At 66.8% G+C, this 14191-nt stretch carries 12 protein-coding genes; 5 read left to right on the top strand and 7 right to left on the bottom strand.

What is annotated here, in order from left to right:
• The first annotated feature begins 82 nt into the window (after positions 1-82).
• Positions 83-1654 (top strand): acyl-CoA carboxylase subunit beta, encoded by a 1572-nt coding sequence (locus CCK87_RS02295; RefSeq protein WP_044441817.1) that lies wholly within the window; start codon positions 83-85, stop codon positions 1652-1654.
• Between the two features lie 228 nt (positions 1655-1882).
• Here the strand turns inward: CCK87_RS02295 and CCK87_RS02290 are convergent, their stop codons facing one another.
• Positions 1883-2698, bottom strand: a complete 816-nt coding sequence (locus CCK87_RS02290) for an SDR family oxidoreductase (protein WP_086459879.1) — start codon at positions 2696-2698, stop codon at positions 1883-1885.
• Between the two features lie 272 nt (positions 2699-2970).
• Between CCK87_RS02290 and CCK87_RS02285 the strand changes: the two genes are divergently transcribed.
• On the top strand, positions 2971-3957 hold the full coding sequence (locus CCK87_RS02285) for a hypothetical protein (RefSeq protein ID WP_086459878.1): 987 nt from the start codon (positions 2971-2973) through the stop codon (positions 3955-3957).
• A 92-nt stretch (positions 3958-4049) separates the two neighbouring features.
• On the opposite strand, the gene CCK87_RS02280 is transcribed toward CCK87_RS02285, so the two are convergent.
• Positions 4050-6548, bottom strand: coding sequence for a DUF2156 domain-containing protein (locus tag CCK87_RS02280; protein WP_086459877.1), 2499 nt, complete (start codon positions 6546-6548; stop codon positions 4050-4052).
• Between the two features lie 43 nt (positions 6549-6591).
• On the opposite strand from CCK87_RS02280, the gene CCK87_RS02275 reads away from it, so the two are divergent.
• The gene (locus tag CCK87_RS02275) at positions 6592-6834 is read left to right on the top strand and encodes an acyl-CoA carboxylase subunit epsilon (protein WP_249273666.1); all 243 of its coding nucleotides are present in this window, start codon (positions 6592-6594) and stop codon (positions 6832-6834) included.
• A 304-nt stretch (positions 6835-7138) separates the two neighbouring features.
• On the opposite strand, the gene CCK87_RS02270 is transcribed toward CCK87_RS02275, so the two are convergent.
• The 5 genes from CCK87_RS02270 to CCK87_RS02250 all read right to left on the bottom strand — a co-directional run bounded on the left by CCK87_RS02270 (position 7139) and on the right by CCK87_RS02250 (position 11522).
• Positions 7139-8158, bottom strand: a complete 1020-nt coding sequence (locus CCK87_RS02270; protein WP_086459876.1) for a hypothetical protein — start codon at positions 8156-8158, stop codon at positions 7139-7141.
• Entirely contained in the window at positions 8155-9078 is a 924-nt protein-coding gene (locus tag CCK87_RS02265) for an ATP-binding protein (RefSeq protein ID WP_086459875.1), read from the bottom strand. Before CCK87_RS02265 ends, CCK87_RS02270 begins: the two co-directional genes overlap by 4 nt.
• Complete coding sequence (locus CCK87_RS02260) at positions 9075-9362, bottom strand: hypothetical protein (RefSeq protein WP_140162742.1); 288 nt, start codon at positions 9360-9362, stop codon at positions 9075-9077. The genes CCK87_RS02265 and CCK87_RS02260 overlap by 4 nt, the downstream gene beginning before the upstream one ends.
• A gap of 112 nt (positions 9363-9474) precedes the next feature.
• On the bottom strand, positions 9475-10173 hold the full coding sequence (locus tag CCK87_RS02255) for a response regulator (RefSeq protein ID WP_086459873.1): 699 nt from the start codon (positions 10171-10173) through the stop codon (positions 9475-9477).
• A 62-nt stretch (positions 10174-10235) separates the two neighbouring features.
• A complete protein-coding gene (locus CCK87_RS02250; RefSeq protein ID WP_086459872.1) occupies positions 10236-11522 on the bottom strand; it encodes a TRAM domain-containing protein in 1287 nt (428 codons plus the stop codon).
• A gap of 36 nt (positions 11523-11558) precedes the next feature.
• Between CCK87_RS02250 and CCK87_RS02245 the strand changes: the two genes are divergently transcribed.
• Both CCK87_RS02245 and CCK87_RS02240 read left to right on the top strand, forming a co-directional pair.
• A complete protein-coding gene (locus CCK87_RS02245; protein ID WP_086460335.1) occupies positions 11559-12194 on the top strand; it encodes a Maf family protein in 636 nt (211 codons plus the stop codon).
• A 189-nt stretch (positions 12195-12383) separates the two neighbouring features.
• Entirely contained in the window at positions 12384-14156 is a 1773-nt protein-coding gene (locus CCK87_RS02240; RefSeq protein WP_086459871.1) for a biotin carboxylase N-terminal domain-containing protein, read from the top strand.
• Positions 14157-14191: the final 35 nt, after the last annotated feature.

Genomic DNA, 14191 nt, shown 5'->3' with positions numbered 1-14191 from the left:
AGCAATCAACCAACGGTTGGCGGCGATGGCTGGCCGGTAGAGTGAACCGGTGAGCGAAGACGTAACTGCACAGGCGCCGGACATGTACACCACAGCGGGCAAGCTGGTCGACCTGAAGAACAGGTACCACGAGGCCGTGACCGCGAGCGGTGAGGCGGCAATCGCCAAGCAGCACGCCCGGGGCAAGAAGACCGCCCGCGAACGCATCGAAGAACTGCTCGACGCGGGATCGTTCGTCGAGATCGACGAATTCGTGCGTCACCGCACGGTGGCCTTCGGCATGGAGAAGTCGCGCCCCTATGGCGACGCGGTCGTCACCGGCACCGGCACGATCCACGGGCGCCAGGTCGCCGTGTACTCACAGGACTTCACGATCTTCGGCGGCTCGCTCGGCGAGGTAGCCGGCGAGAAGATCATCAAGGTCATGGACCTCGCCCTGAAGACCGGCGTGCCGATCATCGGCATGCTCGACTCCGGCGGAGCCCGCATCCAGGAGGGCGTCGTCGCTCTCGGCAAGTACGGCGAGATCTTCCGCCGCAACACGCAGGCCTCGGGAGTCATCCCGCAGATCTCGATCATCATGGGCCCGGCGGCGGGTGGCGCGGTCTACTCCCCCGCCCTCACCGACTTCGTGATCATGGTCGACAAGACCAGCCAGATGTTCGTGACCGGCCCCGATGTCATCAAGACGGTCACCGGCGAAGACGTGGGCATGGAGGAGCTCGGCGGAGCTCTCACCCACAACACCGTGTCAGGCGTCTCGCACTACCTTGCGAGCGACGAGGAAGACGCGCTCGACTTCGCGCGAGGACTGATCAGCTACCTGCCCGACAACAACCTGTCGGATGCTCCGGTGTACGACAGCGAGGTCGAGCTCGAGATCACGGATGCCGACCGCAAGCTCAACACGCTCATCCCGGATTCGCCCAACCAGCCCTACGACGTGCACACGGTGATCGAGCACATCGTCGACAACGGCGAGTTCCTCGAGACCCAGCCGCTCTACGCACCCAACATCGTGGTGGGCTTCGCCCGCGTCGAGGGTCGCTCAGTGGGAATCGTGGCCAACCAGCCCAACGCCATGGCCGGAACGCTCAACATCGAGGCCGGTGAGAAGGCGGCGCGGTTCGTGCGCTTCTGCGACGCGTTCTCCATCCCGATCCTGACTCTCGTCGACGTGCCCGGCTACCTTCCGGGAACCGACCAGGAGTGGACCGGCGTCATCCGCCGCGGCGCGAAGCTGCTCTACGCCTACGCGGAGGCCACCGTTCCCCTCATCACCGTGATCACCCGCAAGGCTTACGGCGGCGCGTACATCGTGATGGGCTCCAAGCAGCTCGGTGCCGACATCAACCTCGCGTGGCCCACCGCCGAGATCGCGGTCATGGGCGGCCAGGGTGCGGTCAACATCCTCTACCGCGGCGAGATCAAGCGGGCAGAAGAGGCCGGCGAAGACGTGGCCGCCGTGCGCACGAGGCTGGCCAACGAGTACACGTACAACGTGGCGTCGCCGTTCCTCGCGGCAGAACGCGGCGAACTCGACGGTGTGATCGAGCCCGCAGCCACCCGCGTCGCGGTCGTCAAGGCGCTCCGAGCGCTTCGCACCAAGCGCGCGAGCCTCCCCACGAAGAAGCACGGCAACATCCCGCTGTAAGCGCCTGCGCCGGTCGAGTAGCCGAGGCCGCCCGCGGCTCTCCTCGCCGGTCGAGTAGCCGAGGCCGCCCGCGGCTCTCCTCGCCGGTCGAGTAGCCGAGGCCGCCCGCGGCTCTCCGCGCCGGTCGAGTAGCCGAGGCCGCCCGCGGCCGAAGCGTATCGAGACCACCGAAGGCGATCTCGATACACCGGCTCCTCCGTCGCGCGCCTACTCGATCAGCGCACGGCGCTACTCGCTCGCTGCGCCGCGCCAGTCGTCGGTCGTGAGGTGCGACCCGCCCTGCGGCCCCATCTGCAGCATGCCGCCGTCGACGGCCCAGGATGCGCCGGTGACGTAACTCGACGCGGGTGACGCCAGAAACGCGATCACCGACGCGATCTCGCCCGCGATGCCGGAGCGTCCGAGCGGGATGCCGGGCCGGTGCGTCGTGAACGCATCCTCGTCGGTCATGTCGTTCATGGGTGTGGCGATCTCGCCGGGAGCCACCGCGTTGACGGTGATGTCGTGCTGCCCCAGCTCGAGCGCCGCTGTCTTCAGAAGTCCGCCTAATCCGTGCTTCGCTGCGTCGTAGGCACTCGACCCCACTCTCGGCTGGTGTTCGTGCACGCTCGTCACCCCGATGATGCGTCCGCCCGCGCCCTGCTCGACCATGGTCTTCGCCGCCGTCTGGATGGCGAGGAAAGCACCGTCGAGATCGGCGGCGATCGTGTGACGCCAGGTCTCCAGATCCACCTCGAGAAATGGTGCGACATCCATGACCCCGGCATTGTTGACGAACACGTCGAGGCCGCCGAGCTTCTCGATGAGAGAAGTGATCGTTCCGGGAACGGAGTCGAGCTCGCCGGTGTCGAGCTGGGCGATGTGGGCGTCACGGCCGAGCGAGCGCACCATCTCGGCCGTTTCCTCGGCACCGTCGGAATCGGAGTGGAACGTGATGCCGACATCCAGGCCCGCCTCGGCGAGAGCGAGGGCCGTGGCCCGTCCGATCCCTGAGTTCGATCCGGTGACGATGGCGCGACGGGGAGAGAAGTTCGATGTACTCATGGCTACGACGCTACGGCGACCACCGGCGCTGGCGGCAGGGCTTGACGCAAGCGAAGACCGGCGCCGAGCACGCCCGACGACGCCACCGGGACGCGAGCGCGCCCTTGACGGGTGAACGCGCCGACCACGACGGCGCGTTCGCCCGCTGATGGCGCGCTTGGGAGCCGTATCGGTTCGTCGTCCGCTCCTCCACCGACGACGACCGAGGTGAACCGTTCACGGAAACGAGAGCGCGGCAGGTCGGAGCCCGAATCCGAGGGCAAGCTGTCGCCATGCCCCAGAAGAACCCCGAAGACAGGCTCTTGTACGTGCGTGAGCGCTCGTTACTTGTCGGTGACGACTCCTCACTTCGGGGTCGAGCGGCGCGGGGTGAACTCCTGCGTATCAGCCACGGTGTCTACGCTCCTGAACAGGAATGGAACGCCTGGAACGCGGCCGAGCGGTACCGTGCTCGTGTCTTCGGCGTGGCCAACAGCCGGCGAGCGGATGTCGTGCTGTGGGGTTACTCCGCTGCGGCGTTGTGGCGCCTGCCGGTGATCGGGGCTTGGCTCGACGAGGTGCATCTACTCGCCGAGAAAGCACGTGGCGGTCGATCGCACGATCGCATTCGACGGCATGCGCTCGGCTTCGAGCATGCAGAACTCACGCTTCTCGATGGAGTACGCGTGACCGGTGCGGCGCGCACCGTCATCGATCTGGCCTCGTCTGCGCCCTTCATGTCAGCTGTGGCCGCCGCCGATTACGCACTGCACAACGAGATGACGAGCCGCGACGAACTTCGGGCGGTTCTCTCGGCGCTAGGACGATTCCGGGGTTCGTCGCGAGCCGCCCGTGTCGTCGAGTTCGCAAGCCCCCTTGCGGAGTCGGTAGCCGAATCGGCGGGTCGAGTCACGATGGCGCGCTGCCGGTTTCCGCAGCCCGAGCTCCAGAAGGAGTTCTGGGGCCCGAACGGAGAACATGCCTTCGTGGACTATTGGTTTCGCGGCGCGAAGACCATCGGTGAAGTGGATGGCCGCGCCAAGTATGAAGATCCCGTGTTTCTGAGGGGTAGAACGCCGGAACAGGCGCTCTGGGACGAGAAGCTCCGAGAGGACTGGCTCCGTCTGCAGAGCGATGGATTCGGCCGGTGGGACTGGTCGATCGCCGTATCCCCACGAAGACTCACTCAACGCCTTCTGGAGATGGGGGTGATCCAGGTGCCTCCGAACCACCCGGACGCATTCCGCGTTCGGCCGCTAGACGGCGAGAAGCGGCAGTGAGCGCGCCTTCAGCGGGCGAACGCTCGCTCCCGAACGGCGCGTTCGCCCGCTAACGGCGCGCTCGGGGGTCTGCGAGGGTGGCGCCGAGCGCGCTACTTCTTCGCGGCGAGGGTGCGCACCAGCGAGACCGCCTCTTTCGCCGACACCGTCGGCAGGTAGGCCTTGCCCACGGCAGCTCCGATGGCGGGCAGCTCCAGCGGATCGGCGTACGCCATGTAGATCGTCTCGTACGTGGGATTGAACTTCGCCTTGAAGCGGAAGAGCGTCGAGAATCCGTAGGCGGGTTCCAGCGTCTTGGCGAGGAACTCGAGAAGACCCGTCATCACCGTCGGAGCGGGCGGTTCCTCGCCCGCGGTCAGCGGCTTGGAGGCGAGAGGCGCACCCGACAGGCTCAGCACCTCGATACCGTCTTTCTGCATGGAGAGTGCGGCGGATGCAATGAGGAACTCCATCGTTCCGTTCATGCTCCCATCTGCACGACGCATGAAGTCGATCGTGTAGCCCACCGGCACCCCGTCACGGTACATGGGCAACCAGCTCGTCACGGCCTGGATGGCGCCCTCCGGGTCGAGTGCGAGCATCAGCTTCACATCGGGGTCTTTGATCTCCTCGAGGGCCCCGAGAGTGAAGCCCATCTCGGGCAGCTCCTTCTCAGAGACCCAGGCCTCGGAGATCGCGTTGATCTGATTCGACTGCGAGAGAGTGAGCTCGTCATAGCTCAGCCACTGGGTGGTGAGTCCCTCCTTGATTCCGCGGTTCAGTGCCTGCCGCACCTTCTGCCACGGTTTGCCCGCCATATCGAGGGTGACCGGATGCATGAGCGTCTCCTCGCCGACGGACATGTACTGCCACCCCAGGGTGTCGAACGAGGGCAGAAAGTGCGGGTGCACGCTGTAGAAGACCGGAGTCCAGCTGTTGGCGTCGCAGAACTCCGAGAACTCACGGATCGTCTCGGTCGCCCGCTCATCTCTGCAGACCGGGTCGCTCATCGTGATCGCGATGTCGTTGATCACGCGGTATGCCACGGCCGCCTCGCCGTCGGCGCTGAACCAGTAGACATTGCCGGGCCAGGTTCCCATCCATCCCATGGTGCCGCCGCCACCGCGCTTGAGCAGCGCTCTGAACCTCTGCGGATCGCCCACCCGCACGATCTGATCCGTTGCCGAGAACACCCTCAGGATTCCCGCCACCACGATCGCCCAGAACACCGGTCCCACCCAGTGGAAGATCACGCGGGTCAACTCGTCACGCGGCACCATCACGTGGCCCGTGGTGCCGAGGAAGTTCACCGGTATGAAGCGCCGGAACACGTCTGCGGTGAGTTGCGGCAGCGTGGCATCCGGCACGTAGCTGCCGAGCGTCAGCCATCCGACGACCAAATACAGAACAGAGAGCGCGACGAGCGACACCAGCGACACCAACGTGAACCGGATGAGCGCTTCGCGCGGCGCTCTGATGTCGAAGTGGACCCGACGGGCAACGAGCACGGCCGAGATCACGATCGGCACGACGACGGCACTGCCGAGCCAGACCACGTAGTCGACGACATCGAGCGATGGCCCTCCTGCACCCTCTGTCTGCAGGGTCTGCATGACATCGAGCGAGAACCACGCGAGCAGTGCGAATGCGATATTCACCAGCACGGCGAGCCACAGGGCGAATCGACGACCCTTGCGAAGACCCCACGCGGCGACGAGCAGCAACACCAGCGGAATGAAGGTGAGCAGCACCGGCCCGGGGCCGGCAAGACTCAGCAGAGCCAGCTGGTGCACGCAGCTGGAACTCGTCGCTCCGGCGCACTCAGACGTCGTCGACGCAGCATCGGGAAAAGTGCGGAACAGCTCGCTGGCCGCCGCGAAGGGACCGAACCCGTCGGGGTTGATGAGCGCGATCACGGGGCCGACAGCGGTGACCGCCACGATCGTTGCGAGCAGCACGCGTACCTCGCCGTGCGAGCTCCGCTGCGGCGCCACGGGCTCGCCGCGGCGTGCCAGCAGCCGCCCGAGAAGAAGCCCGATCACTGCCGCCGACAGCCGGTACGAGTTCGACGAGTCGCCGTCGTAGAGCACGAACATCAGCAGAATCGAGAAGCTCACGACGCGTATGCGCCGCCGCCACAGCGCCGACAGAAACGCGGATGCCGTGAGCAGGCTCCCGACGATCGGCGTCAGCGGGTCGAGGGTCAGGTCGAGAGATGTGCCGACAGCCCACCATTCGCCGGCGAGACTGCCGATCCACTGAAAGAAGACGCCGACGACGAGCCCGAGAACGCCCGTGACGAGGAACGATACGACCAGACGCCGCGCACCCATCGCGCGCTCGGCCGTTCCGAGAAGCACGAGCGAGAGAAGCACCCCGGCGACCAGCTGAGCAGGGTCACCTGGAATGGCGAGAGCCGTCACGAACGTCCACCACTGGCCGTTCGACGCCGTCGTCACACCTGCGCCCCAGGTCTCTTCGGGCGCATCGAGGTACACGAAGTCGGCGATCGTGCCGCTCACGACCGACGTCACGACGAGGAGCACGGCGAACCCGACGCTCAGCGGAATGGTTCGCAGGTACCGCGCGATGAATCCGAGCGTCGCAGACATCCGCCCCTCCCCCAGGTCGTGCTCCTAATGTAGCCTCGACTGCGTGACTGAATCGACACCGCGCCACGCAGCAGCCCCCGAGCCGATCGAGTTCACGATCACCACGCCGAACCTCGAGCCCGAGCAGATCGCAGCCGTCACGGCCGTACTCCAGGCGGCCATCGCGAACTCGTCCGAGGCGTCGAAAGAGGCGGTCGCGCCCGCGGCGAGCGGCTGGGAGAAGTCGCGCCGCGACCTGCGCACGCCCATCCACCCCGGCGCAGGCGAATGGCGCCGCGCGAGGTAGCGGTTGTGAGGGTGAATCCGCGCCGTTACTGGGATTCAGCGCTTTTCGAAAGCGTGTCCTCATTTATGCCGACTGGTGTCGTCTAGCCGAGTCGAGTCATGATGACTTTGCTAGGTGTTCTCCTTACAGGATGAACATCGCCAGTCCACTGCCATCTAGGGTAAGCGGGCAGTGAACTGGGGGCGAGTCAGAGCACTATTCGGGTTAGTGCTCTGACTCGGATTCGTAACTGTGGGGCCGATGGATTACCGTCGGCCCCACTTTTACGTTCAGCCGCGTACGAGGCGTAGCTCCTATGACGAACTCACGGCCTCCGGATCTCGTGCCACAGAGTGACCTCGTCGTCGCCGTCGTCGTCGCCGAGAGCGGCCGCCGTTCCGTCGTCGCCGGTCTCGCGAAGTCCCACGACCGACACGGCCGTGTCCGAGTTCTCCGTGCCGGTTCTGATGATCAGCCGATCGGCATCGATTCCGCCGACCACATCGACGAGTTCGGCGAGCGCTGCGAGCCTGTCCATCTCGGGCAGTGCGTCGAGCCCTCCGTCGTCGAGCATCGTGACGTGAACTCCCCGTCGACGAGCGGCCATCACCTCGGCGCGAACATCGTCGGTGAGCAGCAGCCGGCCTCGGATCTCGTCGCGGATAGCGGCCTCGAGGTGGAGGCACTCGCGGCGCTCGTCGACTCCCAGATCTCCCCCGGATGCGACGATGCGGCGCAGCATCGGAGCTGCCAGCTTGTCCATCTGCTCGAGGCGGTGCCTGCGCTCGTACAGAAGCGCCTCCTGATTGGCCTGCCATTCGGCCGCCTTGATGCCGGCGCGCGCGTACTGGGCGGCATCCTGCTCTGCACGCACCAGCGCGATCGACAGGGCGTGCGCGATCGCGACCCACATGGCGCCTCCGAAGACACCGGTCAGGATCAACGCCAGGGGATCCGCCCACACCACGATCGCGACCACGGTGACGCCGACGCCGAGCCACGCGAACACCGGCTGTCCGCGCACCATCGTGATCACGAGCAGGGTGAAGACGCCGGCCACGAACCAGGTCGCGTACCCGTTCGCGGCGTGCGGGTCGAGCTGCGACAGAACGAGGATCGAGAGGACAGGGCCGACCGCCACGTTGAGTGCCGCATTCCAGCCCGGCATCGGTTTCGCCGTGGGCGCCCAGAGGCTCACTGCGGTGGCAGCCGCGTACAGGACCATGGCGACGACGACAGGCGCCGGATCGCGCGGAACCGAGATCGATGAGAGCGCGAGAACGAGGTGGTACGCGGAGAACAGGGCCGCGAGACCGATGACGAGGAATCTGGGCGACGAGATCATGATGCCTGCTCGCCGAGATCGAAGGCGCGTCGTATGTGCTCGGCCGTGCTCTCGCCGTTGGGGTCGGGCCACACGATCACGATCGAGGCGCCGCCTCCGGGAACTGATTTGATCTGCACGGCTCCACCCACGGTCGCAACGCGTTCACGGATGCTGACGCGTAGCCCGAGCCTCTCTTGCGGAACCTGAGCGGGATCGAAGCCCACCCCGGTGTCCGACACCTGCACGGTGAAGCCCTCCCCCTTGTCTGCATGCACCGAGAGCGTGCGCTCGATCGCGACCTTGTCGGCCGTGGGATCGTCGGCGTGTTGGAGGCTGTTGACCATCGCCTGCACAGAAGCCGAGAAGACCGCCTCGGCGACGTCGCCGGGCACGGTGCGCTGCGGGATCGATCCGTGGGCGTAGTCGAACCCGGGCGAGAGTACGTGGGCCGCGTTGGCGAGGCGCTCGGCCAGTTCACCGAGGGTGGTCTCGAATCCGGGATTGCCGGGTTCGCCCGACGAGTGGAGGGCTCGGAGCGCGTCCCGCGCCATCTCCACGACGAGGTCGCGCTCCATGGCGCTGTTGCTCTTGGATGCGGACAGCAGAGTCGTGAGCACGCGATCGTGCACCAGCGCATCGACGTGCAGACGCTCCGCCTCCATCGCATCCTGCTTCACGGCCACCGAGTACCGCAGCATGGCCGCCTGCTGAGCCTGGTCGACCCGATCCGCGGCATTGCGCAGCGTCGTGAGCAGGATGAGGATGAAGGCGCCCAAAATGAAGACATACAGCGCGTCGAGGGCAGCGAGGCCGGCGTCCGCCCCTCCGCCGGAGGGCAGGGCGCGCAGGATCGCGTACATGATCGGCACGACCACGACGTAGAGCCCGGCGAGCCAGACGTTGAAGGAGATCGCGGCATAGGCGGTCGCCACCGTCACGAGGTACCACAGCCACGGCTCGTGGGCGCGGTCTCGTTCGGCTGCACCACCGCTGCCGGCCAGAGCACGAGCGACAAGACGAACACGGTCGCCATCACCCCCGCGGCGGCGGCGACTCCCCGCGCGATGATGCTGGTGATGAGCACCGCGAACATGCCGGCGAACAAGACCACCGGCATCGCGATCGCCCACCCGGGCGAGAGGTACTCGCCCGACGCCAGGAGGTTGGGCAGCGCCTGCAGCGCGAAGACGATTCCGAAGATTCCCGCGGTTCGGCTCATCACCGTTTCGATTCGCGCTCGCGAGATCGAGCCACGGGTGCGATTCAGGATGCTGGGGGGCGCCGATGCCACTCGGGTCTCGTTGCTCGCTGGTCGAGCTGGTACAGACACGCGCTCACCTGCCGCTGGTGTTCTCGCCGAGAGCCAGGATGCCGTCTTCGACGGCCCGCTTCAGGAGATCGACCTTGGTCGGAGCGGGGCGCCCCACCTGCACGTACTTGGCTCGCACCCGGTCGAGGTATTCCCGCGCGGTCGGAGTGGCGATGCCCAGCTCGGCGGCGACGAGTTTGAGAGGCAGTCCGGCCGCATACAGATGCAGCACGTCGCGCTCGCGTGCCGTGAGTTTGGCCCGGGAGAACTCGGCGTCCGCGTCGATGGCACTCGCCCACTCGAGATTATTGAGCACCCCGCCGGCGGCGACGGTGGCTATGGCCGCGATCACGGTGCTGGTGGCTGCGGACTTCGGGATGACGCCCGCGGCTCCCGCAGCGAGCGCCTCACGAACGCTGGCGGTGCGGTCGGCGATGCTGTGCACCAGAACCGATGCGCCGCTGTGCAGCGCGGCCTCGACGTTGTGCGTGACGCTGAGCCCGTCCCCGATGCTGAGGTCGAGCACGACGACGTCAGACGGCCGTGTGCCGAGGGCGCGAAGGAGATCAGGAACGGTCAATCCGACGGCGACGACCTCGTAGCCGGCCTCGAGGCACGCGGCCTTGAGGCCGAGAAGAACCGACTCGTGATCGTCGACGATCGCAACTCGCACCGTCGCCTCGGAGAGACGATCTGCCGTAGCGGTCTCGTCTGCGGGAATCATGGCGGCCTCCCCCTGGTGGTCACTCCGATGGTAACGGACGGCTTGCATCGCGCGGTGGGACGTCAGTCTTTGGTGAGGACTGCCACGGATTCGACGTGGTGCGTGTGGGGAAAGAGATCGAAGGCGCGCATCGAGCGCACGTGGTAGCCGCCGCGCTCGAACTGCCCCGCGTCGCGGGCGAATGCGACGGGATCGCAGGCGACGTAGACGACCTGGGCGACATCGAGCGAGATCAGGGAGTTGACGACCTGCTTGCCCGCCCCCGCGCGGGGCGGATCCAGAATCACCGTGGCGCGAGACAGCCGCTCGCGCTCCGAGGCCTGCGCACTCTTCTCGAGTTGGCGCAGATAACGGTCGACCCGGTTGGTCTCGGCGTTCGCGCCGATCCACTCGCTGAGGTTCTCGGCCGCGTAGTCCGTCGCCAGTTCGTTTCCTTCCACGCTGGTGATGCGGAGACCCGAGCCGACCTTCTCCCCCAGCGCGGCGGCGAGAAGCCCGACGCCGCCGTAAAGGTCGAGGTTGAACGCGGCGGGATCGAGAAGATCGTCGAGTACCTCGCTGCGGATGGCCCGAGACAGCGTCGACGCGGCTCCGCGGTGAACCTGCCAGAACCCCTGCTCGTCGAGCAGGAACTCGCGCCCGTCGACCACCTCGGTGATACTGCGCCCACGCCGCGCAGCGGTGCGTTTGCCTCGACCAGGCTCCGGGGTTTCCGTCGACGTGACGAAGCGAGGCGCGCCCTGCGACGGCGCAACCAGATCGATGTACCCATCGGCCGGAAAGTCCGAGCCGTCGACTCGATCGCCCAGAGGAGCCTCGTGCTCGAGCGCGGGCGTCGCCAGCGGAAGATCGTCGACAGCGATGACCCGATGCGAACGGGCCGCGAACGGACCAACGCGCCCATCGGCATCCACGTGCAGCCTCACCCGCGTTCGCCAGCCGAGCCCGCCACGCTCGTCGTCGCCGTCGACCGCCTCTACCTCGACCTCGCGCTCGAGCCCGGCGAACCGCTTGAGCGAGTCGACGATGACCTGACGCTTCAGCTCGCGCTGCCACGGCAGGTCGATGTGGCCGAACTCGGCTCCGCCTGCCCTGTTATCGGGATCACGATCGATAGACGCGGCCTGCCAGACATGCGGCACGCGGTGAGGAGACGCCTCGAGCACACGAACGGTCTCTGCCCGCCAGAACGAGGCGTGCTCGTCGTCGGCGATGCGTGCGATCACTCGTTCGCCGGGCAGAGTATCCGTGACGAACACCACACGGCCATCGAGTCGTGCGACCGATATTCCGCCGTGGGCTACGTTGGTAATCTCCAGCTCGACCTGTGTTCCCTGCGCGTCAGCCATGGTTCGAGCATCCCATACGAAAGGGCGGTGCTCTCCGTGCGCCTCTATCTCGCATCCACCTCGCCGGCTCGCCTCGCCCTGCTCAGGCAGGTCGGCATCGAACCCGTCGTCGTACCGTCGAACGTCGACGAGGAGGCCGCGGTGCGGCTCGCGACCGACTCGAACGGCGAACTGGATGCCTCGGCGATGGTCACTCTGCTGGCCCGGTTGAAGGCCGAAGCGATTCTCGGGCAACAGCCGGATGGCGAGCCGATCGACGGGGTGATTCTCGGCGGCGACTCGGCCTTCGAGCTCGACGGCATCATCTACGGCAAGCCTCACGAGCCCCAGGTCGCCCGCGACCGATGGCTCGAACAGCGGGGCAAGACCGGCACGTTGCACTCGGGGCACTGGATCATCGAGGTGAAGAACGGCGAGCCAGCCAGGGCGCTCGGCGCCACGGCCCACGCTTCGGTGGAGTTCGCCGCCGACATCACCGAGCAGGAGATCGACGCGTACGTCGCGAGCGGCGAACCTCTCCAGGTCGCCGGAGCGTTCACGGTCGACGGGCTCGCGGCACCGTTCATCCGCTCGGTTACGGGGGCCCCGTCTACCGTGATCGGCATGTCTCTGCCCACGCTGCGCACCATGCTCGCCGAGATCGACATCGACATGATGTCGCTTCGGGCCTAGTTCTTCGCGGGTCGAGTAGGCCGCGAAGCTGCCGTATCGAGGCCACAACGTCCCGGTCTCGATACGCCGGCTCGTTCCTCGCGCAGCTACTCGACCAGCGCAGAATGGAGGTTCCCACAGGGTCTGCACGGCATTTTTGTCCGTGTCTGCCAAAGGTCGGCTAGCGCGGCCCAATAGGCTGGGTGGATTATGCCGCGCATCACCAAGGTACTCATAGCCAACAGAGGCGAAATCGCAGTCCGGGTCATCCGGGCCGCCAAAGACTCCGGAATCGGATCGGTCGCGGTCTACGCCGATCAAGACCGAGACGCTCTGCACGCCCAGCTCGCCGACGAGGCGTACGCCCTCGAGGGCACCACGAGCGCCGAGACGTATCTCGTCATTCCGAAGATCCTCTCGATCGCACGGCGAAGCGGCGCGGATGCCGTGCACCCCGGCTACGGGTTCCTCGCCGAGAACGCAGAGTTCGCGCAGGCGGTCATCGATGCGGGCCTCGTCTGGATCGGCCCCTCGCCCGCCGCCATCGAGAAGCTCGGCGACAAGGTCTCCGCACGCCACGTCGCCGAGAAGGTCGGGGCGCCTCTCGCGCCCGGAACGCTCGACCCCGTCAGCGGCGCCGACGAGGTGCTCGCGTTCGTCGCTGAGCACGGTCTCCCGGTCGCCATCAAGGCGGCCTTCGGCGGCGGCGGTCGCGGTCTCAAGATCGCCTACGCCGAAGACGAGATCGTCGAGCAGTTCGAGTCGGCCACCCGCGAGGCCATCACCGCCTTCGGTCGCGGCGAGTGCTTCGTCGAGAAGTACCTCGACAAACCCCGGCACGTCGAGACCCAGTGCCTCGCCGACGCGCACGGCAACGTCGTGGTCGTCTCGACCCGCGACTGCTCCCTGCAGCGTCGCCACCAGAAGCTCGTCGAGGAGGCCCCGGCCCCGTTCCTCACCGACGCCCAGAACGCCGAGCTGTATCGCGCATCCAAAGCCATTCTCAAAGAGGTCGGCTATGTCGGCGCCGGCACCTGCGAGTTCCTCGTGGCGGCCGACGGAACGGTGTCGTTCCTCGAGGTGAACACTCGCCTGCAGGTCGAGCACCCGGTCTCAGAAGAGGTCACGGGCATCGACCTCGTGCGCGAGCAGTTCCGCCTCGCCGAGGGTGGAGTTCTCGACTACGACGACCCCACGCCCCGCGGCCACTCCTTCGAGTTCCGCATCAACGGTGAAGACGCCGGCCGCGGATTCCTACCGAGCCCCGGCCCTATCCACACGTTCAATGCCCCGGGCGGCCCCGGCGTGCGCATCGACACGGGCATCAGGGCTGGCGACGTCATCTCGGGATCGTTCGACTCGCTGCTGGCCAAGCTCATCGTCACCGGCAGCTCGCGTGAAGACGCGCTCGAGCGTTCGCGTCGCGCACTCGACGAGTTCGAGGTGCACGGCCTCCCGACCGTGCTGCCCTTCCACCGGTCGATCGTGCGCGACCCCGCTTTCGCCCCGGCCAATGGCCAGCCGTTCACCATCTTCACCCGGTGGATCGAGACGGAGTACGTGAACGACATCGAGCCCTGGTCGGGTGAGATCGAGGAGTCCGCTCCGGCTGCAGAGCGCACGACGGTGGTTCTCGAGGTCGACGGCAAGCGCGTCACCGTCGCGATGCCCGCGTCCTTCGGCGGCGGTTCTTCCACCGCGCGTGCGGCGACCTCCGGGTCGGCGCCGAAACGTCGCGGTTCGGCGGCAGGGTTCTCGTCAGCGACCGGCAACTCGGTCAAGGCACCCATGCAGGCCACCATCGTGAAGATCGCGGTCGCCGAAGGCGATGCGGTCGTCAAGGGTGACCTCGTGCTGGTGCTCGAGGCCATGAAGATGGAGCAGCCCATCGCCGCTCACAAAGACGGCACGATCGCGAACATCGCGGCCGACGTCGGCTCCACGGTGTCGTCGGGCACCGTGCTGCTCGACATCGCCGACTAGCAGGTAGTTCGCCGGTCGAGTAGCCCGCCCGCGGC

Source organism: Agreia sp. VKM Ac-1783, assembly GCF_900177765.1.
In the GTDB taxonomy this organism is placed as follows: domain Bacteria; phylum Actinomycetota; class Actinomycetes; order Actinomycetales; family Microbacteriaceae; genus Agreia.
The sequence above is the reverse complement of the archived record's forward strand: the minus strand, read 5'-3'. Positions and strand labels throughout refer to the sequence as shown.

Coding starts and splice junctions, on each gene's coding strand:
- CCK87_RS02280 (WP_086459877.1), bottom strand. CDS start 6,548: ATGTCTGCGACGCTCGGATTCATCGCGCGGTACCTGCGAACCATTCCG.
- CCK87_RS02290 (WP_086459879.1), bottom strand. CDS start 2,698: ATGAGTACATCGAACTTCTCTCCCCGTCGCGCCATCGTCACCGGATCG.
- CCK87_RS02240 (WP_086459871.1), top strand. CDS start 12,384: ATGCCGCGCATCACCAAGGTACTCATAGCCAACAGAGGCGAAATCGCA.
- CCK87_RS02255 (WP_086459873.1), bottom strand. CDS start 10,173: ATGATTCCCGCAGACGAGACCGCTACGGCAGATCGTCTCTCCGAGGCG.
- CCK87_RS02295 (WP_044441817.1), top strand. CDS start 83: ATGTACACCACAGCGGGCAAGCTGGTCGACCTGAAGAACAGGTACCAC.
- CCK87_RS02250 (WP_086459872.1), bottom strand. CDS start 11,522: ATGGCTGACGCGCAGGGAACACAGGTCGAGCTGGAGATTACCAACGTA.
- CCK87_RS02270 (WP_086459876.1), bottom strand. CDS start 8,158: ATGATCTCGTCGCCCAGATTCCTCGTCATCGGTCTCGCGGCCCTGTTC.
- CCK87_RS02285 (WP_086459878.1), top strand. CDS start 2,971: ATGCCCCAGAAGAACCCCGAAGACAGGCTCTTGTACGTGCGTGAGCGC.